Source organism: Streptomyces liliifuscus (assembly GCF_016598615.1).
Lineage (GTDB): Bacteria > Actinomycetota > Actinomycetes > Streptomycetales > Streptomycetaceae > Streptomyces > Streptomyces liliifuscus.
The window spans coordinates 7,499,858-7,523,340 of record NZ_CP066831.1 but is presented as its reverse complement, the minus strand read 5'-3'; the positions used below and the strand labels follow the sequence as shown (position 1 = coordinate 7,523,340).

At 70.6% G+C, this 23,483-nt stretch carries 22 protein-coding genes, 1 pseudogene and 1 riboswitch; of the genes and pseudogenes, 15 read left to right on the top strand and 8 right to left on the bottom strand.

Annotated features, from left to right (window positions below):
* Positions 1–210 precede the first annotated feature (210 nt).
* Positions 211–858: a TetR family transcriptional regulator gene (locus tag JEQ17_RS32410; protein ID WP_055612251.1), complete on the top strand. Its 648-nt coding sequence runs from the start codon at positions 211–213 to the stop codon at positions 856–858.
* A gap of 177 nt (positions 859–1,035) precedes the next feature.
* On the opposite strand, the gene JEQ17_RS32405 is transcribed toward JEQ17_RS32410, so the two are convergent.
* Entirely contained in the window at positions 1,036–1,269 is a 234-nt protein-coding gene (locus JEQ17_RS32405; protein ID WP_200398526.1) for a ferredoxin, read from the bottom strand.
* Between the two features lie 2 nt (positions 1,270–1,271).
* The gene (locus JEQ17_RS32400; protein WP_200398525.1) at positions 1,272–2,729 is read right to left on the bottom strand and encodes an aldehyde dehydrogenase; all 1,458 of its coding nucleotides are present in this window, start codon (positions 2,727–2,729) and stop codon (positions 1,272–1,274) included.
* A gap of 222 nt (positions 2,730–2,951) precedes the next feature.
* On the opposite strand from JEQ17_RS32400, the gene JEQ17_RS32395 reads away from it, so the two are divergent.
* Entirely contained in the window at positions 2,952–3,977 is a 1,026-nt protein-coding gene (locus JEQ17_RS32395) for an MBL fold metallo-hydrolase (protein ID WP_200398524.1), read from the top strand.
* Between the two features lie 62 nt (positions 3,978–4,039).
* Here the strand turns inward: JEQ17_RS32395 and JEQ17_RS32390 are convergent.
* Positions 4,040–4,333, bottom strand: a pseudogene (locus JEQ17_RS32390) (phosphotransferase); the annotation flags it as partial.
* A gap of 56 nt (positions 4,334–4,389) precedes the next feature.
* Positions 4,390–4,519, top strand: a riboswitch (cobalamin riboswitch).
* A 149-nt stretch (positions 4,520–4,668) separates the two neighbouring features.
* On the opposite strand from JEQ17_RS32390, the gene JEQ17_RS32385 reads away from it, so the two are divergent.
* The 7 genes from JEQ17_RS32385 to JEQ17_RS32355 all read left to right on the top strand — a co-directional run bounded on the left by JEQ17_RS32385 (position 4,669) and on the right by JEQ17_RS32355 (position 12,421).
* Entirely contained in the window at positions 4,669–5,946 is a 1,278-nt protein-coding gene (locus JEQ17_RS32385) for a prenyltransferase/squalene oxidase repeat-containing protein (protein WP_200398523.1), read from the top strand.
* Positions 5,943–6,638, top strand: coding sequence for an SCO2322 family protein (locus JEQ17_RS32380; RefSeq protein ID WP_200398522.1), 696 nt, complete (start codon positions 5,943–5,945; stop codon positions 6,636–6,638). The genes JEQ17_RS32385 and JEQ17_RS32380 overlap by 4 nt, the downstream gene beginning before the upstream one ends.
* Before the next feature lie 12 nt (positions 6,639–6,650).
* Entirely contained in the window at positions 6,651–8,003 is a 1,353-nt protein-coding gene (locus tag JEQ17_RS32375; RefSeq protein ID WP_407700104.1) for an energy-coupling factor transporter transmembrane component T, read from the top strand.
* Positions 8,000–9,805 (top strand): ABC transporter ATP-binding protein, encoded by a 1,806-nt coding sequence (locus JEQ17_RS32370; protein ID WP_200398521.1) that lies wholly within the window; start codon positions 8,000–8,002, stop codon positions 9,803–9,805. The genes JEQ17_RS32375 and JEQ17_RS32370 overlap by 4 nt, the downstream gene beginning before the upstream one ends.
* The gene (locus tag JEQ17_RS32365) at positions 9,802–10,731 is read left to right on the top strand and encodes an ECF transporter S component (RefSeq protein WP_200398512.1); all 930 of its coding nucleotides are present in this window, start codon (positions 9,802–9,804) and stop codon (positions 10,729–10,731) included. Before JEQ17_RS32370 ends, JEQ17_RS32365 begins: the two co-directional genes overlap by 4 nt.
* Positions 10,732–11,064: 333 nt before the next feature.
* The gene (locus JEQ17_RS32360) at positions 11,065–11,490 is read left to right on the top strand and encodes an aggregation-promoting factor C-terminal-like domain-containing protein (RefSeq protein WP_200398510.1); all 426 of its coding nucleotides are present in this window, start codon (positions 11,065–11,067) and stop codon (positions 11,488–11,490) included.
* Positions 11,491–11,668: 178 nt separating this feature from the next.
* A complete protein-coding gene (locus JEQ17_RS32355) occupies positions 11,669–12,421 on the top strand; it encodes a YoaK family protein (RefSeq protein ID WP_200398508.1) in 753 nt (250 codons plus the stop codon).
* A 147-nt stretch (positions 12,422–12,568) separates the two neighbouring features.
* Here JEQ17_RS32355 and JEQ17_RS32350 read toward each other — a convergent pair whose 3' ends face one another.
* Positions 12,569–13,093: a hypothetical protein gene (locus tag JEQ17_RS32350; RefSeq protein WP_200398506.1), complete on the bottom strand. Its 525-nt coding sequence runs from the start codon at positions 13,091–13,093 to the stop codon at positions 12,569–12,571.
* Positions 13,094–13,226: 133 nt separating this feature from the next.
* Positions 13,227–13,649, bottom strand: coding sequence for an ATP-binding protein (locus tag JEQ17_RS32345; protein WP_234048459.1), 423 nt, complete (start codon positions 13,647–13,649; stop codon positions 13,227–13,229).
* 99 nt (positions 13,650–13,748) lie between these two features.
* Between JEQ17_RS32345 and JEQ17_RS32340 the strand changes: the two genes are divergently transcribed.
* Complete coding sequence (locus JEQ17_RS32340) at positions 13,749–14,597, top strand: helix-turn-helix domain-containing protein (RefSeq protein WP_200398502.1); 849 nt, start codon at positions 13,749–13,751, stop codon at positions 14,595–14,597.
* On the top strand, positions 14,557–14,772 hold the full coding sequence (locus JEQ17_RS32335) for a DUF397 domain-containing protein (protein ID WP_200398500.1): 216 nt from the start codon (positions 14,557–14,559) through the stop codon (positions 14,770–14,772). Before JEQ17_RS32340 ends, JEQ17_RS32335 begins: the two co-directional genes overlap by 41 nt.
* Here JEQ17_RS32335 and JEQ17_RS32330 read toward each other — a convergent pair.
* Positions 14,756–15,925, bottom strand: coding sequence for a steroid 3-ketoacyl-CoA thiolase (locus tag JEQ17_RS32330; RefSeq protein WP_200398498.1), 1,170 nt, complete (start codon positions 15,923–15,925; stop codon positions 14,756–14,758). The two genes, JEQ17_RS32335 and JEQ17_RS32330, sit on opposite strands and share 17 nt — an antisense overlap.
* Positions 15,926–16,280: 355 nt before the next feature.
* On the opposite strand from JEQ17_RS32330, the gene JEQ17_RS32325 reads away from it, so the two are divergent.
* Both JEQ17_RS32325 and JEQ17_RS32320 read left to right on the top strand, forming a co-directional pair.
* Positions 16,281–17,525, top strand: a complete 1,245-nt coding sequence (locus JEQ17_RS32325; RefSeq protein ID WP_200398489.1) for a cytochrome P450 — start codon at positions 16,281–16,283, stop codon at positions 17,523–17,525.
* A 133-nt stretch (positions 17,526–17,658) separates the two neighbouring features.
* Positions 17,659–19,365 carry a hypothetical protein gene (locus tag JEQ17_RS32320; RefSeq protein WP_200398487.1) on the top strand — a complete coding sequence of 569 codons (1,707 nt, stop codon included), beginning with the start codon at positions 17,659–17,661 and terminating at the stop codon, positions 19,363–19,365.
* On the opposite strand, the gene JEQ17_RS32315 is transcribed toward JEQ17_RS32320, so the two are convergent.
* Complete coding sequence (locus tag JEQ17_RS32315) at positions 19,319–21,382, bottom strand: bifunctional glycosyltransferase 87/phosphatase PAP2 family protein (protein WP_200398486.1); 2,064 nt, start codon at positions 21,380–21,382, stop codon at positions 19,319–19,321. The genes JEQ17_RS32320 and JEQ17_RS32315 overlap by 47 nt on opposite strands.
* A 314-nt stretch (positions 21,383–21,696) precedes the next feature.
* Between JEQ17_RS32315 and JEQ17_RS32310 the strand changes: the two genes are divergently transcribed.
* Positions 21,697–22,377, top strand: coding sequence for an O-methyltransferase (locus JEQ17_RS32310; RefSeq protein WP_200398484.1), 681 nt, complete (start codon positions 21,697–21,699; stop codon positions 22,375–22,377).
* Positions 22,378–22,448: 71 nt separating this feature from the next.
* Here JEQ17_RS32310 and JEQ17_RS32305 read toward each other — a convergent pair whose 3' ends face one another.
* A complete protein-coding gene (locus JEQ17_RS32305) occupies positions 22,449–22,847 on the bottom strand; it encodes a hypothetical protein (RefSeq protein ID WP_200398482.1) in 399 nt (132 codons plus the stop codon).
* Positions 22,848–22,997: 150 nt separating this feature from the next.
* Between JEQ17_RS32305 and JEQ17_RS32300 the strand changes: the two genes are divergently transcribed.
* On the top strand, positions 22,998–23,402 hold the full coding sequence (locus JEQ17_RS32300) for a DnaJ family domain-containing protein (protein ID WP_200398480.1): 405 nt from the start codon (positions 22,998–23,000) through the stop codon (positions 23,400–23,402).
* Positions 23,403–23,483: the final 81 nt, after the last annotated feature.

The window sequence follows — 23,483 nt, the reverse complement described above, 5'->3', positions numbered from 1 at the left end:
GTTCCCGCGAGATTACTTCGGGACGGTAATCTAGAACAAGTTTCAGACTTGATCGTTCAGGGAGCACAGAATCTACCGGCAGGTAGCTCTCCTGTGAGCGGTGGATCAGGTGATTCACGCCACGGCCGGGCTCTACTCTGCTGTCGCCCACTCGTCCCCATCGAGCCCTCTGTTCTACGAATCTTGTACGAACGTCACGGAACGGGATCCATGCCTGCGGAAGCCAAGACTTCGGCGAAGGCCGCGCAGCCGGCGGTACGGGCCGCGCAGCCGGTCACTCCCCCGCTCACCGAGCGCCAGGAGGCGCGGCGGCGGCGCATCCTGCACGCGAGCGCACAGCTGGCGAGCCGGGGCGGCTTCGACGCGGTGCAGATGCGGGAGGTCGCGGAGTCGTCCCAGGTGGCCCTGGGCACGCTCTACCGCTACTTCCCTTCCAAGGTGCATCTGCTGGTCGCGACGATGCAGGACCAGCTCGCCCATATGCACGGGACGCTCCGCAAGAAGCCGCCGGCGGGCGACACGGCGGCGGAGCGGGTGGCGGAGACGCTGATGCGCGCCTTCCGCGCCCTTCAGCGCGAGCCGCATCTCGCCGACGCGATGGTCCGCGCCCTGACCTTCGCCGACCGCAGCGTCAGCCCCGAGGTCGACCAGGTCTCCCGCCAGACCACGGTGATCATCCTCGACGCGATGGGCCTCGACGACCCCACCCCCGCCCAGCTCTCCGCGGTCCGCGTCATCGAACACACCTGGCACTCGGCCCTCATCACCTGGCTCTCCGGCCGAGCCTCCATCGCCCAGGTCAAGATCGACATCGAAACGGTGTGCAGACTGATCGACCTGACGTCAACGGACGACTGACGGCCCCGCAAGGGGCGCGGGGCCGCATCGATGTGCGACTCCGCCGCGCCCAGTAGCCGACGGCCGCACCCACAGCCCCGTAAGGGGCGCGGGGCTGTATCGACATGCGGCTCCGCCGCGTGGGCGCGCTCAGCCCCCACCGGCCGGCAGCCGAACACGCGCCCCCTCCACCAGGACTCACTCCTCCGGCGGAAACACCGCCTCCCCGCTCCCCAGCAAGGTGATCATGATCGCCTCCACCGGACACCCCTCCGCCGCCTCCAGGACCTTCTCGTTGGCGTCGGACTCCGGGTCCGCCGGGTGGGACTGCATGGCGGAGTCGAGGTGGAAGGCGGTGGGGGCGAGGTGGGTGCACTGGGCCGAGCCGATGCAGAGGGAGCGGTCGACCTCGACGTGCCAGCGGTCGCCCATCCTCAGGCCTCCCAGCCCGCCGGCAGGTGGATCATCTTGTGCTCCAGATACTCGCTGTAACCCTCGGGACCGAACTCGCGCCCCAGGCCGGAGTTCTTGTAGCCGCCGAAGGGACCGAGCATGTCGAGGCTGAAGGTGTTGACGGAGTACGTGCCGGTACGGACCTGGCGGGCCACGTCGATGCCACGGGCCACGTCGCCCGTCCAGACGCTGCCGCTCAGCCCGTAGTCGGAGTCGTTGGCGATCTTGACCGCCTCGGCCTCGTCGCCGTACGGGAGCAGACAGATCACCGGCCCGAAGATCTCCTCGCGAGCGATCCGCATGGAGTTGTCGACGTCACCGAAGAGCGTCGGCTCGACGTACCAGCCGCGGTCGAGGCCCGCCGGACGCCCGCCGCCCGTGAGGATCTTGGCGCCCTCCTCCTGGCCGATGCGGATGTAGTCGAGGTTGCGCTGCTGCTGCCGTTGCGCGACCAGCGGGCCCACCTGGGTCGCCGGGTCCAGCGGGTCGCCGACCACCAGCGCCCCCGCCGCCGCGGCGAACGCCTCCGCGAACTCGTCGTAGCGCGACCGCGGCAGCAGGATGCGGGTCTGCGCCACGCACGCCTGGCCGTTGTTCATCCAGGCCGCCGAGACGATGCCCGGCACGGAGGTCTCGATGTCCGCGTCCGGCAGGACCACCGCCGCCGACTTCCCGCCCAACTCCAGTGTCACGCGCGTGAGATTGCGCGAGGCGACCTCCATGACCCGCCTGCCCGCGGCGACCGAACCCGTGAAGGAGACCTTGTCGATTCCGGGATGCCCGACCAGGTACTCGCTCACCTCACGGTCCGCCGGCAGGATCGAGAGCACTCCCTCCGGCAGCCCGGCCTCCTTCGCGATCTCGCCGAGTATGTACGCGTCGAGCGGCGACTCCGGCGAGGGCTTGAGCACGACCGTGCAGCCGGTCAGCAGCGCGGGCGCGAGCTTGGCCGCCGCCACGAACTGCGGGACGTTCCAGGGGGCGACGGCCGCGACGACCCCGACCGGCTCGCGCCGCACGAGGATCTTCCCGAGCACTCCGTCGCGCGTCTCCTCGTACGTGAAGTCCCGCGCGACGGTGATCGCCGCGTCCCACACCATCATCGCGCCGAGGGCCTGTGCGAGGACGCTCCAGGAGTAAGGGGAGCCGTTCTCGGAGGAGATGACACGGGCGATCTCCTCGTGGCGTACGGCGATCGCGTCCTTGATCCGGGTGACGACCTCGATGCGCTCGTCGAGGGACATCCGCGGCCAGGGGCCCTCGTCGAACGCGGTCCGCGCGACCGCGACGGCCCGGTCGACGTCCGCCCGCGAGGCGTGCGGCACCCGGCCGATGACCTCCTCGGTGTGCGGGGAGATCACCTCGATCACGTCCTGGCCCAGGGGAGCGGCCAACTCCCCGCCGATGAACAGCTGTCCGTGTTCCACGAGCTCGGTCATGGCCGACTGCCTCTCCGCAGGACATTTCTGACGGTGCATCAGACTGACGGTTCATCAGACATGACGACACTGGAACTGATACCAGTTCTAGTTGGAGGAGTCCACGGACCTCACATCACTTCACCGCGCCCGCGATCCGTCGCGCCGACCCGATGAGTGACTTGGGCTCCCATTGGAACTGGTTCTAGTTATAGTGGCCGGGAGTCGGCGACAGGGGAACCCATGGCACAGGTGACCGATCACGGCGGCGGCGTACGGTCCGTCGAGGTTCCCATCCCGGACAATCCACTCGGAACGACACTCGTGTACGTCGTGGACACCGACCGCGGGCCGGTGCTGATCGACACGGGCTGGGACGATCCGGCGTCCTGGGACGCACTCGCCGAGGGGCTCCTGGCGTGCGGGACGTCCGTCGCGGAGATCCACGGAGTGGTGATCACCCATCACCACCCGGACCACCACGGCCTGTCGGGCAAGGTACGGGAGGCGTCCGGCGCCTGGATCTCGATGCACGCCGCCGACATCTCGATCGTACGGCGGACGCGCGGGACCAGGCCCGGGCGCTGGTTCACGTACATGGCCGACAAGTTGACCGCCTCGGGCGCTCCCGAGGAGCACGTGGCGCCGATGCGCACGGCCCGTTCCCGTATGTTCCCCGGCGCCTCCCCCGCGCTCCCCGACCGCGAGATCGTCCCCGGCGAGCTCCTCGACCTCGCCGGCCGCCGCCTGCGCGCGATCTGGACGCCGGGCCACACCCCCGGCCATGTCTGCCTCCACCTGGAGGAGGCCCATCCGGCCCAACTCCCGGGCCACGGACGCCTGTTCTCCGGCGACCACCTCCTGCCGAGGATCACCCCGCACATCGGCCTGTACGAGGACCCGGACGACGAGACCGTCGCCGACCCGCTCGGCGACTACCTCGACTCACTGGAACGGATCGGCCGCCTCGAACCGGCCGAGGTCCTCCCGGCCCACCTGCACGCCTTCACCGACGCCCCCTCCCGCGTAAGGGAGTTGCTGGACCACCACGAGTCCCGCCTCACCGACCTCCGCTCCCTCCTCGTCACCCCGCTCACCTCCTGGCAGCTCGCCGTCCGCATGGAGTGGAACCGCCCGTGGGACGACATCCCCTACGGATCGAGGAACATCGCCGTCTCGGAGGCGGAGGCCCACCTGCGCCGCCTGGTGAAACTGGGCCACGCGGAAGCGGTACCGGGCAGCGATCCGGTGACGTACGTGGCCGTTTGAACCCGCCCTCCCCGGACGCCATGGCATGTCCGGGGACTCGGAGTGGTCGGTCCTGGTGACTACAGCCGCTCCATCACGAGGTCGGTGCGCGCGTCCGCCGCCCGCACGCGCGGCACGGGATAGCCGTGACCTCGTACGTACTCCATGACGGCCGCCTCGGCCTGCGCGTCCCCGTAGCCGTCCCGGTACCGGCGCAGCACCCACGCCCCGCCGCCGGGACCATCGCCGAGGCCGTCGCAATCGTCGAGGCCACCCTGGCCATCGTGATCGTCGTGGCCGTCGTGGCCGTCGAGCGCGTAGACATCCGCCGTACGTCCCGATCCGAGCAATCGCCCGGCCCCCGCGGGTATCCCCATGGGCAGAAGCCACCCGGAGCCGTCCGGCCTCACAGGCAGCTCCACAGGCGGCCCTCAGGGTCTTGCTACGGGCCGGTACAGTGAGCGGGTCGTCATCACAGTCGTACGGGGGGAAGCCGGTGCAAATCCGGCGCTGACCCGCAACCGTGTGCCACCCGGTCGACCGGCCGATCAGTCGATCAGCCGATCGGGGTGGCGAGCCGGATTGCCTCGTACGGAAGTGACCGGCTCGCGTCACCGGGTCCGCCGGTGACCGGCACCGTCGAGGCATACGGAGCCGAGCCGCCCGGGTTCTGGGCTGCCTGGCTCCTTGACAGGGAAAGGCACCACCGATCATGTTTGTCCGCCGCAGCGCAGCGGTACTGGCCGCCACCGCCGTGATCGGTACGGCGTTCGCGCCCGCCGCCCTCGCCGACGAGTCGCCCGGCGCGACCCCCTCCCAGGCGTTCCCCTCCGCCCTGTACGGCAGCACCGACCCCACCTACGACGGTGTCTGGCGGCAGTCGCTCGCGCTGCTCGCCCAGGACACCGTGGGGGTGAAGCCCACGAAGCAGGCCGTCGACTGGCTCACCGGCCAGCAGTGCGAGAGCGGGGCCTTCGCGGCCTACCGCCCCGACCCGAGCACGAAGTGCGACGCCAAGACCAAGGTCGACACGAACAGCACAGCCGCCGCACTGCAGGCCCTGGAGGCTCTCGACGCGAGCGACGCCGTGACCGGCGCGGCCGTGAAGTGGCTGAAGTCCGTACAGAACAAGGACGGCGGCTGGGGCTACTTCCCCGGCACGCCCAGCGACACCAACTCGACGTCCGTCGTGATCGGGGCGCTCGACGCCGGGGACACCGACCCGAAGGACCTGCCCTCGAAGGACGACCGGACGCCGTACGACGCCCTGCTCGGGCTCTCCGTCCCCTGCGACGAGAACGGCGGCGGCGCCTTCGCCTTCCAGCCGGACAAGAAGGGCAAGCTCGCGGCGAACGCGGACGCCACGGCGGCCGGGGTGCTGGGTGCGCTCGGCGAGGGCCTCGACACCGATCCCGACCAGGACGGCGCCGACAAGGCCTCTCCGAAGGCGTCCCGGTGCGAGGGCGGCGACTCCCTCACGATCGAGGACGCGGCGGCCAACGGCGCCCTGTACCTCGCGGGCGCGGTCGCCAAGAACGGCTACCTGAAGTCCTCGCTCCCCGGCGCCGAGGACCAGCCCGACTACGGCAACACCGCCGACACGGTCGTCGCGCTCGCCGCCGCCGGCCGCACGGCCGACACCGAGAAGCCGCTGGCCTGGCTGGAGAAGAACTCCGGTACCTGGGCGGCGAAGAGCGGCCCGGCGGCGTACGCGCAGCTGATCTTCGCGGCGAACGCCACCGGCACGGACCCGCGTGCCTTCGGCGGCGCCGACCTCGTGAAGCAGCTCGGCGCGACCGGCCCCGCGGCGGCGTCCACCGACGCCTCCACCGCCCCGGTCGACGGCAAGGACGACAAGGACGAGAAGGACACCGCCTCGGACGAGGACGACGGCGGGGTCAGCCTCTGGTGGATCATCGGGGTCGGCCTGGTCGGCGGTATCGGCATCGGTTTCCTCCTCAGCGGCCGTAACAAGAAGCAGCAGCCGTGACCTGCCGCCGCCTGGTTCTGCCGGTCCTGTGTCTCCTGCTCGCCGTCCTCGGCACGGCGGGGCAGGCCCAGGCGGTCGGCTACCGCTACTGGTCCTTCTGGGACCGGAACTCCACCGCCGGTACGGCCGATACAGCCGATACGTGGGTGTACGCGACCCAGGGGCCGTCGACCGCGCGGCCCTCGGACGGTGATGTCCAGGGGTTCCGTTTCTCGGTGAGCGAGGACTCCAAGGACTCGGCGAAGCCGCGCGGGGCGGCCGACTTCGCGACGATCTGCGCGAAGACGCCCGCGCGGGAGGGGTCCAAGCGGGTCGGCCTGGTCCTCGACTTCGGCACGGCCGCGGACGCCCCGGCCGGCTCGACCCCGCCCGGCCCCCGCACGGCCTGCGCCCGCATCGACGAGGACGCCACGACCGCGGACGCCCTCGCCGCCGTCGCCAAGCCCCTCCGCTACGACACCAACGCCCTGCTCTGCGCCATCGCGGGCTACCCGAGCACGGGCTGCGGCGAACCGGTCTCGGGCGACCGCCCGACGGCTTCGACCTCACCCGGCGCGGAGACGGAGAGCAAGTCCGGCGCCGAGAAGGGGGACGGGGACGGCGGCCCGTCGTTGGGCCTGATGGCCGGGATCGCCGCGGTGGCGGCACTGGCCACGGCAGCAACCTGGCAAGCCCGCCGCCGCCGCGACTGACGGGCCCGCACAATGACCACGAACAACAACGACAAGCCCCAGCCCCCCGCTTCCACAGCTACCACTGCTGCTGCCGCTACTGCCGCTACCACTGTGGGCAGGTGTTCCGCAGGGCGATGGGGGTCCCCCCGCTCGAGCGAAGCCGAGAGTGGGGGAGGGTGGGCACAGCCACAGACTCCGGGTGCCCGATCCAGAAAAGTTCAACGCAGACTGACCGCGCCGCAGGCAACCAGAACCAACGCAATCCACCCAGGCGCCTGGTGGCTCTGGGCCCTGGGCCTGGGCACAGCCGCCTCCCGCACAACGAACCCCCTCCTCCTGGCCCTCCTCATCGGCGTAGCCGGCTACGTGGTGGCGGCCCGCCGAACAGAGGCCCCCTGGGCCCACTCCTACGCGGCCTTCGTGAAACTCGCCCTGGCCGTCCTGGTGATCCGCCTCGCCTTCGCAGTAGCCCTCGGCTCCCCCATCCCCGGCACCCACACCCTCCTCACCCTCCCCGAACTCCCCCTCCCGGACTGGGCAGATGGCATCCGCATCGGCGGCCGAGTCACCGCTGAAGGCCTCGTCTTCGCCCTCTACGACGGCCTGAAACTCGCCACCCTCCTCATCTGCGTAGGCGCGGCGAACGCCCTCGCGAACCCGGCCCGCCTCCTCAAATCCCTGCCAGGAGCCTTGTACGAAGCGGGAGTTGCCGTAGTGGTGGCCCTCACCTTCGCCCCGAACCTGATCGCGGACGTGCAGCGCCTGCGCGCCGCCCGGCGCCTCCGCGGCCGCCCGGACAAGGGCCTGCGCGGCCTGCTCCAGGTCGGACTCCCGGTCCTGGAGGGCGCGTTGGAGAGGTCCGTCTCCCTCGCGGCGGCGATGGACGCACGCGGCTACGGCCGAACGGCGGACGTACCGCCCAGCGTCCGCCGCACCACCGCCGTGCTCACACTCGGCGGCCTGGTCGGGGTCTGCGCAGGCACGTACGGCCTGCTCACCGCGGAAGGCGGCAGCTACGGCCTGCCCGTACTGCTCGCCGGACTCGCCGCGGCCCTCGCCGGCCTATGGCTCGGCGGGCGCCGCTCGCTGCGTACGCGCTACCGGCCGGACGCGTGGGGTGTCCGCGCGTGGCTGGTCGCCGCGTCCGGCGCGGCGGTCGCGACGCTGCTGATCCTGTACTCCTCCTACGCCCCGGCCAACTCCGCGGCCCTGCACCCCGGTGTCGTCCCGCTGACCGCGCCGGCACTCCCCCTGTGGCCCGCGGCGGCGATCCTCCTCGGCCTCCTCCCCGCCTTCGTCGCCCCGGCCCCCGAGAACACCCGCCGCAAAGCCGCCCACTCCGAGAAAACCGGCCCCGAGAACACCCGCAAGGAACCCTCATGATCCGCTTCGAGAATGTCTCCGTGACATACGACGGAGCGGCAGGGCCGACCGTCCAGGGCATCGAACTCACCGTCCCCGAGGGCGAGTTGATGCTGCTGGTCGGACCGTCCGGGGTCGGCAAGTCGACGGTGCTCGGCGCGGTGAACGGGCTGGTCCCGCACTTCACGGGCGGCACCCTGCGCGGCCGCGTGACGGTGGCGGGCCGTGACACCCGGACCCACAAGCCGCGCGAACTCGCGGACGTGGTCGGCACGGTGGGCCAGGATCCGCTGTCGCACTTCGTGACGGACACGGTGGAGGACGAACTCGCGTATGGAATGGAGTCGTTGGGCCTCGCACCCGACGTGATGCGCCGCCGCGTCGAGGAGACGCTCGACCTGCTCGGCCTCGCCGACCTGCGCGACCGCCCCATCTCCACGCTCTCCGGCGGCCAGCAGCAACGCGTGGCGATCGGCTCGGTCCTCACCCCGCATCCCAAGGTCCTGGTCCTCGACGAACCGACCTCGGCCCTGGACCCGGCCGCCGCGGAGGAGGTCCTCGCCGTCCTCCAGCGCCTCGTCCACGACCTCGGCACGACGGTCCTCATGGCCGAGCACCGCCTGGAACGCGTCATCCAGTACGCCGACCAGGTCGCCCTGCTCCCCACCCCCGGCGCCCCTCTCGTGCTGGGCACCCCGTCCGAGGTCATGGCCGTCTCCCCGGTGTACCCGCCGGTGGTGGCGCTGGGCCGGCTCGCCGACTGGTCACCCCTGCCGCTGACCGTGCGGGACGCCCGACGCAGGGCGGGCGCTCTGCGGGACCGGCTGAAGAACACCACGTACGAAGCAGCGAACACGGCGAGTACGGCGGGCACGGCGAGCCCCTCCGCGAACCCCACAGCGCCCCCGCACCCGCACCCGCACCCGACGGAAGCCGTCCCGACGCCCACCCGTGACCCCCTCCCCCGCCCCCGTCTCTTCCGCAGGCGCACCCCCGAGACCACGCCCAGGACCGCGCCCCGGCCAACAACCCCAACCACCAACCACTCAGCGGTGATTGAGAACCTCTCCGTCCGCCGCGGACGCACCGAGGTGCTCCACGCCGTCACGCTCACCGTCGGCCCCGGCGAGACCGTCGCCCTGATGGGCCGCAACGGTGCCGGCAAGTCCACGTTGCTCTCCGCCCTCGTCGGCCTGGTCGCACCGGCGTCGGGATCCGTGCGCGTGGGCGGCGTCGAGCCCCACCGCACGGCACCCCGTGAACTCATCCGCCACGTCGGCCTCGTACCGCAGGAACCCCGCGATCTGCTGTACGCCGACACGGTGGCCGGGGAGTGCACGGCCGCGGACTCCGACGCGGAGGCGGAACCGGGCACCTGCCGGACCCTGGTGTCCGAGCTGCTCCCGGGCATCGAGGACGACACGCATCCACGAGACCTCTCGGAGGGCCAGCGGCTCGCGCTCGCCCTGGCGGTCGTCCTGACGGCCCGGCCGCCCCTGCTCCTCCTCGACGAGCCGACCCGCGGCCTCGACTACGCGGCGAAGTCCCGTCTGGTCACCGTCCTGCGGGGGCTGGCGGCCGAGGGCCACGCCATCGTGCTGGCCACCCACGACGTCGAGCTGGCCGCCGAACTCTCCCACCGGGTCGTCATCCTCGCCGACGGCGAACCCGTCGCCGACGGCCCGACGGCCGAGGTCGTCGTCGCCTCGCCGTCCTTCGCTCCGCAGGTCACCAAGATCCTCGCCCCGCAGAAATGGCTGACGGTACCGCAGGTACGCGAGGCGCTCCGCGCGGCCGAAGGGCAGAAGGAGCCGGGCTCATGAACGAGAAGCCGCACCCCCACCCCGAACCTCTCCCCCACTCCGAACCTCGCCCCCGTCCCGAACCTCGCCCCCTCCCCCAGCGTCAAGCCCGCCCCGTCCGCCTGGGCCCCCGTTCCCTCGCTGCCCTCCTCCTCGTGAGCCTCGTCGGTCTGGCGGCGCTCACCTGGCCGTTCTTCAGTGGGCCCACCTCACAGGTGAGTGCCCACTCGAAGGACGCGCCCTGGCTGTTCGCGGGGCTGCTGGTGCTGCTGGTCGGGGTCGTCGGGGCGGCGATCTCCGAGTCGGGGCTCGGGCCCAAGGCCGTGGCCATGCTCGGCGTACTCGCCGCGACGGGGGCCGCGCTGCGGCCCATCGGGGCCGGAACCGCCGGCATCGAGCCGATGTTCTTCCTGATGGTGCTGAGCGGGAGGGTTCTCGGGCCGGGCTTCGGATTCGTGCTCGGGGCGGTCACGATGTTCGCGTCGGCGCTGCTCACGGGCGGGGTGGGGCCGTGGATGCCGTTCCAGATGCTGTCCATGGGCTGGTTCACGATGGGGGCGGGCCTGCTCCCGGGCGCGGACCGGCTGCGCGGCCGGGGCGAGCTGTCGATGCTCGCCCTGTACGGGTTCGCCGCGGCCTTCGCGTACGGCACGTTCATGAACCTGGCCGGCTGGCCCTTCATGGACGCGCTGTCGTCGAACGTCGCCTTCGACCCGCACGACGACGTGGACGCCAACCTGGCCCGTTTCGTCGCGTACTGTCTGGCCACCTCGCTCGGCTGGGACCTGGGCCGGGCCGTGGTGACCGTCGTTCTGACCCTCACGCTCGGCGCGACCGTCCTCAAGGCGCTCCGACGGGCCACGCGGAGGGCGGCGTTCGAGACGTCGGTCACCTTCGAGGAGCCACGTGATGCGGTGCCCGTCACACCGTCCGGCCGCACACCGTAGACGCTTCAACCACTGCGGGTTACACCGACCGTGAGGCGGCCCACAGGACCTAAGTCACTTGCTAAGCGCGGTAGTAGATCATTCCGCTTGTCATGCGCACGCCCTTATTGCCCCTGACCTGCGGATTGAGAGCCACGTCACAGAAGGACCTTTTGCGGCGGATACGACCACAACTAGCAAAAGGGGTCATTGCGGACGCCCTCCGAGCCTGTTTCTCTGGAGGAGTCGCAAGGCGCCGACGAGCCCACCCGGGCCTCGGCGCCGACGCATGCCAAGGCCTTACGGGTCACGGCGTACGAGCGACCGCCATGTCCCCGAAGGAAAAGGTTCTCTGTGTCCATCTCCACCCGCATCCGCCGCATCGCCACTCCGAAGAAGGCCCTCACCGGTGCCGCCGTGGCCGCTGCCACCGCCGGCATGGTGTTCGCGGCGGGCCCCGCTCAGGCCGCGGCCCCCTCGAAGGCCTCCTCCACCTCGGCCAAGGCGATCGCGCAGAAGATGATCCCGAACGACTCGCAGTACAAGGCGTTCAGCAAGATCGTCGAGCACGAGAGCGGCTGGAACGTCACCGCCACCAACTCCTCCTCCGGCGCCTACGGCCTGGTCCAGGCCCTGCCGGCCTCGAAGATGGCCTCCGCCGGTTCCGACTGGAAGACGAACCCGAAGACCCAGATCAAGTGGGGCCTCGACTACATGAACGACCGCTATGGCAGCCCGACCGGCGCCTGGAACTTCTGGCAGGCCAACGGCTGGTACTGACCGGCCCGCAAGACCCCACGTGCACCCGGGCGGGTGCACCCCCGTACGCGAAGGCGGCGGCCCCCGATCCCCGGGGCCGCCGCCTTCGCCATGCTCCGGTGGGGCGCATCCGGAATCTCGACGGCCACCCGTGGTGAACTTGCGGGCACCGAGCCCACGCGCGCCGACCGGAGGCCCCATGAGCGCCGAAGAGACAGGGAAGACAGGCGGCCCCGAGCCCACGCAGACCCCCGATCCCGGCCCCGACCCTGCCCCCGCCCCGGGCGCCGATCCCGAGGCACGCGGCCTGCGGCTGGTCGTCGTCCTGCTGGCCCTGACCGTGGTCAGCGGGCTGATCGACGCGGTGAGCTATCTCGGCCTTGAGCACGTCTTCACGGCGAACATGACCGGCAACATCGTGGTCCTGGGCTTCGCCGCCGCCGGCGCCCCTGGCTTCTCGGTGTCCCACACGCTGACGTCACTGGCCACCTTCCTCGTGGGCGCGGTGGCGGGCGGGCGGATCGCGCTCCGGCTCGGCGAGCGCTCACGCCGCACCTGGACCCGTCTCTCACTGGCCGCCGAGGCGGTGCTGGTCGGCGCGGCCGCCGTGATCGCCTTCGCCACACCCGACACCGGCGCCACGGTGTACGCCGTCATCGCGGTGACCGCCTTCGCGATGGGCCTGCGCAACGCGACGGTACGCAAGCTGGGCGTACCCGCCCTCACGACCACCACCGTCGTGACAATGACCCTGACCGGCCTCGCGGGCGACTCCCCCGCCGCAGGCGGCAACGGCCACCACTCCCTGCGCCGCGCGTCCCTGGTGACCGCGATGTTCGCGGGCGCCCTGCTCGGCGCCTGGCTGGTCCTCGACCACGGCCTGGGCATTCCACTGCTGGTCGCGGCGGGGATCGTGGGGGTGTTGGCGGTGGTGACTTCGGGGCGGGAGTGAGGGGATTCGGCTGAAGACGGCCATGTCGCTGCCGATGGAGCAGGCCGGGCGACCCTTTCGGAAGGGGCCGGCGCACGAGTCCATCACGGACGTGACGTCCGCCTCCCGGCCCGTGCGGACCGGGAGGCGTCACCGGAGCCGAATGCGTCAGTCCCAGTCGCTGCCGTTGAAGCCCCACCAGACGAACCGCGTGATGTCGATGTCGTAGTCCGCGATCACGCTCCAGGGGCTGGTGTAGACGCCGTCACCGCTGGGAGAGGTACGGAGGTAGTTCCCGTTCTGGTTCTGGAAGTAGTCGCCGTCGGCGGTCCAGAACTGTCCCGAACGGCCGCCTCCGCAAGGCTCCGTCCGAACAGCGTTCGTCTCGGCGCCGACATCCGTGGTGAGGCAACCGCCGTTGGCGTTGCTCACAAGTCGGCGCATCGTGTGGCCGCCCCACTGGTTCGACTCCGCGCCCCAGTGCCATTTGACGGAGCTGTTGTCCGGGCAACTGGTGCTCACCCAGACGTTGGTGCTCGCGGTCGACGAGCGGAGACAGGGCTGTCCGAAGTCGTTGAAGTACGACCAGTTGGTCGCCGCCGCCGCGGGGGTGAGGGCACCCGCGACGGCCAGCAGGAGGCCGGAGAGCCCCATGGACAGGCCCAGCCTCAGCGAGGTTCTTCGAGATGTCATGAGCGCGAGAATCGAGGGGAGCGACGGACTTCCCATGACGTGACCATGAACACGACATGGCGTTCTCCGGTATCCGAGAGGTCGACCGGCCGACGGTCCACTCCCACAGCCCGTCCGGCCGCCGCTCCCGCCGTCAGAGCGTGCTTCCGCACTCGAACCACACGCTCTTACCGCCGCCGGACAGAGGATCAACTCCCCACTTGTCAGCCACCGCGTCGAGCAGTACGAGCCCGCGTCCGCCTTCCGACTCGGGTGACAGCTCGACGGGAATCGACGGAAGACGCGAGGACCCGTCCGTCACCTCCACCCGGACCCCCGCCACCTGCCGCAGCAGCAGGAACTCGCAGCGCCGGTCCGGGACATGGCGTACGACGTTGGCGAGGAGCTCGGTCACGGCCAGTTCCACGGCGTCGGTCAGCTCGGCCATCTCCCACTCGCGCAGGTACGACCGCACGATGCGGCGGACGTACTGAGGCGAGTGCTCGCCGACGGTGAGGCGCATGCGGTACTGGGCGGTGCGGGGGCCCGCGAGGGTGGGGGGAATGTAGTAGTTCACCCCACAAGGCTGACCTCGCATGACTACCCTCGGCCACAGAACGGATACAACTGGTCCCGCAGTGGGCCGAGTTGCACATCGTGCGAGAGAGGTCCGTACGTGACCCACATCAACGTCCTCGACCCGGGCGCGTCGCCGCTCGACTACTACGGGTTCGAGTTGCGACGGCATCGCGAGGCCGCCGAACTCACCCAGAAACAGCTCGGCGACATCGTCAACTACACGGGCTCACTGGTCGGCCAGATCGAAACGGCCCGCAAGCTGCCCACGCAGGAGTTCAGCGAGCGGGTGGACGCGGCGCTGGGGACGGGCGGGTTGCTGTCGCGACTCGTCGCGCTGGTGATGCGCAGTCAACTACCGGCCTGGTTCCAACAGGTGGCGGAGTTGGAAGCGCGGGCGGTTGAGATCTGCACCTTCCACACGCACTCGGTCCATGGGCTGCTCCAGACCGAGGCATACGCCCGCGCCGTGCTCGGCACGCTGGATCGGAGCGACCTCGACGACCGCACCACCGTACGCCTCGCCCGCCAGCGCATCTTCGAGAAGAACGAGCCGCCGGTCCTGTGGGCGGTCATCAGCGAGGCGGCTCTCCGCCAGGAGATCGGCGGCCGGGAGACCATGCGGGGACAACTGGCCCACCTGTTGGCCTTCGAGCACAATCCCCGGATCAACATCCAGGTGTTGCCGTTCTCCGTAGGAGCACACGCGGGACTGACAGGCTCATTCACCCTCTTCCGCTTCACCGGCGACCCAGCCATCGTCTACACGGAGCACTACGGAAGCGGACACCCGACCGCCAACCCGGACACGGTCAAGGACTGTTCGCTCCGTTACGATCATCTTCAGGCCGCTGCTCTCTCCATCAGGGATTCGGCGGAGCTGATCCGGCGGGTGATGGAGGAACGCTATGGCGAACAACGCGATGCCGACGGGGATCCAGTGGCGTAAGTCCAGTTACAGCAGCGACCAAGGCGGCGAGTGCGTCGAGGTGGCCGACATACCCGCCGCCCCCGCCCCCACCATCGCCATCCGCGACTCAAAGAACCCGGCGGGGCCAACCCTCACCCTCGACCCCGCCACCTTCACCACGTTCCTCAACTGGGCCGCTACAACCGCTGAATGATCGTCCCGGTGGCCAGCGCGCCACCCGCGCACATCGTGATGAGCGCGAACTCCTTGTCCCGGCGCTCCAGTTCATGGAGTGCCGTGGTGATGAGCCGCGCCCCGGTGGCACCCACGGGGTGCCCGAGCGCGATCGCGCCACCATTCACGTTGACCTTCTCCAGGTCCTGTTCGAAGACCTGGGCCCAGCTCAACACCACTGACGCGAATGCCTCGTTGACCTCGATGACGTCGATGTCCTTCAGAGACATCCCCGCCTTCCCCAGCACCGCCTTCGTCGCGTCGATCGGGCCGTCGAGGTGGAAGTGCGGGTCCGACCCCACCAGCGCCTGAGCGACGATCCGCGCCCGCGGCCGGAGCTTCAGCGCCCGAGCCATCCTCTTCGACGCCCACATCAAGGCAGACGCACCGTCGGAGATCTGCGACGAGTTCCCCGCCGTGTGCACCGCCGTCGGCATCACCGGCTTCAGGCCGGCCAACGCCTCCATGGACGTGTCGCGCAGGCCCTCGTCACGGTCGACCAGGCGCCACATGCCCTGCCCGGCCCGCTGCTCGTCCTCCGTGGTGGGCACCTGGACGGCGAACGTCTCCCGCTTGAAGCGCTCCTCCGCCCACGCCGCCGCGGCCCGCTCCTGCGAGATGAGGCCCAGCGAGTCCACGTTCTCGCGGGTCAGCCCCCGATGACGGGCGATGCGCTCGGCGGCCTCGAACTGGTTCGGCAGGTCGACGTTCCACTCGTCGGGGGTCGGCTTGCCAGGACCGTGCTTGGAGGCGGCTCCGAGCGGCACTCGGGACATGACCTCGACGCCACAGCTGATACCGATGTCGATGACGCCCGCCGCGACCATGTTGGCGACCATGTGGGAGGCCTGCTGCGAGGATCCGCACTGCGCGTTCACGGTCGTCGCCGCCGTCTCGTACGGCAGTCCCATCGCGAGCCATGCCGTACGGGCGGGGTTGCCCGACTGCTCGCCGGCGTGGGTGACGGCTCCGCCGACGACCTGCTCGACGCAGTCCGCGTGGATACCCGTACGGCCGAGGAGTTCTCGGTAGGTCTCGCCCAGCAGGTAGGCGGGGTGCAGGTTGGCGAGTGCGCCGCCACGCCTGCCGATGGGGGTGCGCACGGCTTCTACGATCACGGGTTCCGCGGCCATGGGGAGTTCCTCTCCTCGGGTCACCCGCGCGGCGCGGGCGTCCCGGCCCACCCGCCACGCTGAACTAGTACGCGTTCTAGTTCTGCCTGCAGTCTGCTGACCCGGCGTCCGTCACCGCAAGGGTCGTGCAGCTCCCGAAGTCGCGATCTGCACGACTTCCGCACGCAATTCGGGTTGTCGCGCCTCTTGCCACTTGTAGAACCCGTTACTACCTTCACGGCAATTCCCGGTACCTGATGGACCGTCAGAACACGACAGCACCCGACCGGCAGATCCCGACTGCCGGAACTCGACCGACAGAGCCCGACCGTCAGAACACGACAGAACCCGACCGTCGCACGACCTGGAGTTGCCGATGACCTGTCCAGCGCTGCCCGACGGGTTCGATTTCACCGACCCCGACGTGCTGCACCACCGCGTGCCCTTCCCGGAGTTCGCCGAGCTGCGTCGGACCGAACCGGTCCGCTGGATCCCCCAGCCGCCCAATCTCGCCGGCTTCGGGGACGAGGGCTACTGGGCCGTCACCCGGCACGCCGACGTCAAGTACGTGTCCACGCACCCCGAGTTGTTCTCCTCCACTCTCAACACCGCGATCATCCGCTTCGGCGAGCACATCGAGCGCGACGCGATCGACGCCCAGCGGCTGATCCTGCTGAACATGGATCCGCCCGAGCACACCCGGGTCCGCCAGATCGTCCAGCGCGGCTTCACCCCGCGCGCCATCCGCGCGCTGGAGGAGAACCTGCGCGGCCGCGCGGGCCGGATCGTGGAGACCGCGCTGGCGAACGCGGGCCCCGGCGGTTCCTTCGACTTCGTGGCCGAGGTCGCCTGCGAACTGCCCCTCCAGGCGATAGCCGAGCTGATCGGCATCCCGCAGGAGGACCGCGCCAAGATCTTCGACTGGTCCAACAAGATGATTGCGTACGACGACCCGGAGTACGCCATCACCGAGGAGATCGGCGCCGAGTCGGCCACCGAGATCCTCGCCTACGCGATGAACATGGCCGCCGACCGCAAGCAGTGTCCGGCCAAGGACATCGTCAGCACCCTGGTCGCCGCCGAGGACGAGGGCAACCTCGGCTCGGACGAGTTCGGCTTCTTCGTACTGATGCTGGCCGTCGCGGGCAACGAGACGACCCGTAACGCCATCACCCACGGCATGCACGCCTTCCTCACCCACGCCGACCAGTGGGACCTCTACAAGCGGGAGCGCCCGGCGACCGCCGCCGAGGAGATCGTCCGCTGGGCGACACCCGTCGTCTCCTTCCAGCGCACGGCGACCCGGGACACCGAACTGGGCGGCAAACAGATCAAGAAGGGCGACCGCGTCGGCATCTTCTACTCCTCCGCCAACAACGACCCGGAGGTCTTCGAAACACCGGAGGTCTTCGACATCACCCGCGACCCGAATCCACACCTCGGCTTCGGGGGCGGCGGCCCGCACTTCTGCCTCGGCAAGTCGCTGGCCACCCTGGAGATCGACCTGATCTTCAACGCGATCGCCGACGCGATGCCCGGCCTCCGGCTGGTCGGCGACCCGCGCCGGCTGCGCTCGGCCTGGATCAACGGCGTCAAGGAACTGCAGGTCAGCGCCGGTTGAGCCGCCGGTGACCCGCTACGCGGGAGGCAGGGGCATCCCCCCTACGCCCCGCCCCTGCCTCCCCCGGGTTCCAATGGGTTGCCCCGTGCCCGAAAAGGAGTGAACGTTTCCGGTCCGTTACGCGTCTTCACGGATGGCACAGCCAACTGACACCTTCGAAGACTTCGAACGGAAAAGCCGAGCCGTGGTCCCAGCCGAACTGTCACTCGTCCGGCCGGAGGGCGCGGCCACCTCCAGGAAGCGGGACCTCCGCCCGGTTTGGAGGCGGTACCGCGTTCCCCTCCTCGCCACGCTGCCGACCGTGCCGCTCTATGTGGTGTGGTGGCTGTTCCTGGCCACCGGCGGCGGTGATCTCGCGGCGCAGGAGGCCTGGGCCGACTTCGCGTCCCGGCACGGCGGTTCGGCGTACAGCCTGTTCTGGTACGGCGGGATGCACACCGCCAACTACAGCCTGATCTCGCCCTATTTAATGGCAGCCTTCGGCGTGCGCACGGTCACCGTCGCCTCCGGGCTCCTCGCCGCCTGGCTGGCCTCGGTCCTCATCGTCCGTACGGGGATCCGCCGGCCGCTCGGCCCGGCACTGCTCGCCTCGCTCGCGCTGTGGTGCAACGTCGCTTCGGGGCGGACCACCTTCGCCCTCGGAGTCGCGCTCGGACTCGCGGCCTGTGTGCTGCTGACCCGGGAGCGCCGCGTGCCGCTCGCGGTGGCGTACGCGGCGCTGGCGACCATGGCGAGCCCGGTGGCCGGGCTGTTCCTGGTCGTGGCGGGCGCCGGCCACGCCCTCGTACGGGACCGGGTGCGGGCCGCCACGCTGATCGTCCCGCCGGTCGTGGTGGTGGGCACCACCACCCTGCTGTTCCCGTTCACCGGCGAGCAGTTGATGCCCGCGGCCCGGATCTGGCCGCCCGTCGTGATCGGCCTCGTCGTACTGACCCTCGCGCCGCGCGGCTGGCGGGTGCTGCGCTGGGGAGCCGTCGTGTACGCGGCCGGGACGGTCCTCACGTATCTGATCCCCTCCCCGGTCGGCACGAACGTGGAACGGCTCGCGGAACTGTTCGCACCGGCCGCCCTGCTGGCCGCGCTGCTCGCGGTGCCGGCCACCTCGGCACCGGCCGGGGTGCCCCGCAGGCGCAGCAAGCAGAGACGGGTTGCTCTCGCCATGGCGCTGGTCTTCTCCGTGGGCTGGGTCGGCAAGAAGACGGTCGATGATCTGCAGGTGTCGACGGTGGTACCGGCCTGGGCCCACGACACCACCAGCGTCGTGGAGGCCCTGGACCGGCTCGGCGCCGACCGTACGCGCGTCGAGGTGGTCCCGGCCCGCAACCACCGCGAGGCGACCGCACTCGCCCCGCATGTGAACCTGGCGCGCGGCTGGAACCGGCAGCTGGACATGGAGCGGGGCCGGCTCTTCTACGACGGGACGTTCTCGGAGACGACGTACCGCGCCTGGCTGGACCGGTGGGCGGTCGGGTTCGTCGTGCTGCCCTCGGGGAAGCCGGACGGCTTCGCGGAGGACGAGGCGCGCCTGGTCGCGCGGGGCACCGAGTGGCTGGAGCCGGTGTGGCGGGACGTGAACTGGCGGGTCTACCGCGTGCGCGGGGCGGTGCCCCTGGTGTCGAGGCCCGCCGCCGTCGTGCGGGCCGACAGCGCCCAGGTCCTCGTGCACGTCCCGCGGGCCGGCTCGGTGACCGTGCGCGTCGCCTTCTCGCCCTGGCTGTACGCCGAGGGCGGCTGCCTGGAGAAGGCCGGCGAGTTCACGCGCCTGACGGTGACCGAGCCGGGCGAGTACCGGATCAGCTCGGGGTACGGCCCTTCGCCGGGACCGGCTCCGCGATGCTGACCTCCGCCGACTCCGCCGCCGGTTCGGCCAGCGGCCGCGGGCGTGGTCCCTGGAGGAGGTAGGTCAGGGCGAAGCCCGCGCCGACGACGGCCGCGCCGCCCGCCGCGTCCAGGACCCAGTGGTTGGCGGTCGCCACGATCGCGGAGACCGTGAACAGCGGGTGCAGCAGGCCGAGTGCCTTCATCCACCACTTCGGGGCGAGGATCGCGATGACGAGCCCGCACCACAGCGACCAGCCGAAGTGCAGCGAGGGCATCGCCGCGTACTGGTTGGTGAGCGCGGTCAGCGTCCCGTAGTCCGGCTGGGAGAAGTCCTGCACGCCGTGCACGGTGTCGATGAAACCGAGGCCCGGCATCAGCCGCGGCGGGGCCAGCGGGTAGAGCCAGAAGCCGACGAGCGCGAACAGCGTGGCGAAGCCGAGCGCCGCACGGGCCCAGCGGTACTCGGCGGGGCGGCGGACGTAGAGGACACCGAGGACGCTCAGCGGCACCACGAAGTGGAACGACGTGTAGTAGAAGTCGAAGAAGCCCTGCAGCCACGGGACGTCCACCACCGCGTGGTTGACCCAGCGCTCGACGTCGATGTGCAGGAACTTCTCGATCGCGTGGATCTGCTCGCCGTGCTCCTCGGCGGTGGCCCGGCCCCCCGTGTTGGTGCCGCCGGTCGCCGCGAGCCTGACCTGCTGGTACGCGGAGTAGCCGACGCGGATCAGGAGCAGTTCGAGCAGCAGGTTGGGTCGGGTGAGGACCCGGCGCAGGAACGGCAGCAGCGGCACGTGCTTGAAGCGCGTGGGCACCGGCCGCGCGTACTCGGTCGGGACGGGCGACCGGTAGTACTCCGACGTACGGGACAGAAACGGAACCACGGTGGCCGCGGCGAGGGCGGCGAGCAGGACGACGTTGTCACGCAGCGGGTAGAGGGCCGCCATGTTCGGCAGCATCATCTTCGCCGGGAGCGTCATCACGAGGATGACGGCCACGGGCCATACGTACCGGTCGCCCGCCTTCTTGCCGACCCGGCCGACCAACGCCAGCAGCACCCACAGCAGCTGGTGCTGCCAGGTGGTGGGCGACACGGCGACGGCGACACAGCCGGTGATCGCGACCGCGAGCAGCAACTGCCCGTCGCGGGCGTAGCGCACGGCGCGGCGCAGGCCGAGCACGGCGACGGCCGCGCCCAGCGCCAGGAACAGCCCGATCTCCAGCGGGCCTTCGAGGCCGAGCCGCAGCAACGCGCCGTGCAGCGACTGGTTGGCGAGGTCGTCGGCGGGCCGCCCGAGCCCGACTCCCGCCAGGTGGTGCACCCAGTACGTGTACGAGTCGTGCGGCATCGCCGCCCACGCGAGCGCGGTGCCCGCGGCGAAGGTGATCCCGGTGGAGGCGGCGGCCCGGCGGCGGCCGGTGAACCACAGGAGCGGCGCGAAGAGGAGCACGGTCGGCTGCAGGGCCGCCGCGAGCCCGATCAGTACCCCGCTCGCCCGTTCCCCGCGCACGGCGAAGCAGCCGAGGAGCACGAGCAGCACGGGAATGATGCTGGTCTGGCCGAGGTACAGCGTGTTGCGCACGGGCAGCGACAGCATCAGCAGGCTGATCGCGACGGGCGCGGCGAGCAGGGCCGTTCGGCGGCTCACGGGCTGTGGCAGGGCGCGCGCGGCGACCAGGCCGAGGGCCGCGACCAGCAGCAGTGTGCCGAAGGTCCAGCCCCAGCCGAGGGCCTGTTCGGCCGAACGGGTGAGGGGCTTGAGGACGAGCCCGGCGAAGGGTGTGCCCGTGAACTGGGTCGAGTCGTACAACGACCCGTTCACATGGAGCACGCCGTTGGGTCCGACCCAGGTCTCCAGGTCCGTCAGCCGTTCGCCTCTCGGCGTGCTCAGGACGACGGCGACCTGCCGTACCGCCAGGACCGCGGCGATCAGCCAGAGGCCCGCGCGGACCAGTCCCAGCCGTGCCTTCGCCGCTCCGGGCGCCGCCGCCCCGAAGGCATCCCCTGGTCGCCCACCGTGCTCCACATTCGCCACGCGCCGTCGGCCCTCCCGCCCCGTTCGTCCCCGGTGTCCCATGGGTCTGGGTGCGTCTGTTTCCTGTTCGAATCCTAAGAGGCTCGCACTCCCCCCGCCGTGAGACGCAGGCAACCCCCTCTTCACCTGACGTCCTTCAGCCTTTTGTCCGGATGGAGGTGTTGTACGGCCGGTGTGGCTCCCTCGCAAGTCGCCGCGAGACCTCCGCGAGTCGCCGTGGGTGGAATACAACCACCCAACCTGTCGGTAACCGGCTATATTCGGCGACAGAACTCGTTAGCGCACCTAACTAGACAGACGAAAGGCATATTCGTATGACCGAGCCGCAGCTCTGGCACGACGTGGACGACTACTTCACCGGCCTCCTCGCCCCGCCGGACGACGCCCTGACCGACGCGCTGAACGACAGCGACGCCGCCGGTCTGCCCCATATCAACGTCGCCCCGCCGCAGGGCAAGCTGCTGCATCTCCTCGCCGTGATCCAGGGCGCGACCCGCATCCTGGAGATCGGCACGCTCGGCGGCTACAGCACCATCTGGCTGGCCCGTGCCCTCCCGCAGGACGGCCGGCTGATCACGCTGGAGTACAGCGAGCGACACGCCGAGGTGGCCCGCCGCAACCTCGCCCGGGCCGGCCTTGACAAGATCACCGAGGTCCGGGTGGGCCCGGCGCTCGACTCCCTGGCGAGGCTGGCCGACGAGGGCGACGGGAACGCGGCCCCCTTCGACCTGGTCTTCATCGACGCGGACAAGGTCAACAACCCCCGCTATGTGGAGTGGGCCGTGAAGCTCACCCGCCCCGGCAGCCTGATCATCCTCGACAACGTCGTCCGCGGCGGCGCCGTCACCGACGCCACCAGCGACGACCCGAGCGTCCTGGGCACCCGCGAGTCCCTCGACCTGTTCGCCACCCACCCGAAACTGACCGCCACGGCTGTCCAGACGGTGGGCTCGAAGGGGTACGACGGGTTCGCGCTGGCGCGCGTACTGCCGTAGCCCCTCCGGGGCGTACCGCCGCAAGCCCTCCGGGACCCTCGCGGACGGCTACGGGCTCTCGCCCTCGGGGGTCAGGCCTCGTGGTAGAAGCCCACGTTGACGCTGCGGGGGCCCGTGCGGTCGTAGATGATCAGTTCGCCGGAACCACCGAGGGGCAGTTTGGCCGTCCCGCCGTACGGCAGGATCTGCGGGGCGGCCCCGCCGACCAGCGTGAACCGCACCTCGGACGAGGGCTCGTCGTGCGAGCCCCGCAGCCAGGTCACCTGCCAGCTGCCCTCGGGGCCGCACAGGAACTCCACGTGCACCCGCGAGACGAACAGCCAGTCGTCGGGCGTCGCGAGGCGGCACACGCCCCGGTCCCGCCCCACCCGCAGCACGGCACCCGGCTCGCTCGGCGCGTCGGCCATCTGCATACCGGCCGTCGCGCCGGCGTCCGTCCCGGACACCGTGGCCATGGTGAGTTCGAGCACGTGTGCTCCTTCGTTCCCGCGCGTTCCCGCGTTCCAATTGTCCCGCGCCAGGACGCGGTTGACGCCCCGGCGAGGTGTCGCCGCCGAATGATAATTCGCCCGGCCCCACAGCGTCCGGCGCAGTCCCACACCGTCCGGCACAATGGACGCATGACCGAGCGCAAGCCTCCTGGTGTCAGCTTCGAGTCCTGGGTCGACAAGCAGATCCGCGACGCGGAGGCCCGTGGGGAGTTCGCCGATCTCCCCGGCATGGGCAAACCTCTGTCGAGCGGTCCCGACACGTCGTACGACGAACTGTGGTGGATCAAGCAGAAGATGATCCGCGAGGGCCTGACCGTACTGCCGCCGACGCTGGCCCTCCGCAAGGAGGCCGAGGACGCCCTTGAGGCGGTCTCGAAGGCCCCGTCGGAGCAGGCGGTACGGCGGATCATCACGGAGATCAACAAGAAGATCCGCGAGATGATGTTCAAGCCGCCGCCCGGGCCGCCGCTGGGCCTCAAGCCGTACGACGTCGACGAGATCGTCCGCGAGTGGCACGAGCGTCGCGCCGGCTGAAGACCGCGCCGCCCTCTTGGGGCACGGGTGAGGCCCTGCCCCGACACATGGCCCGGGGCAGGGCCTCGCTGCGCAAGATGC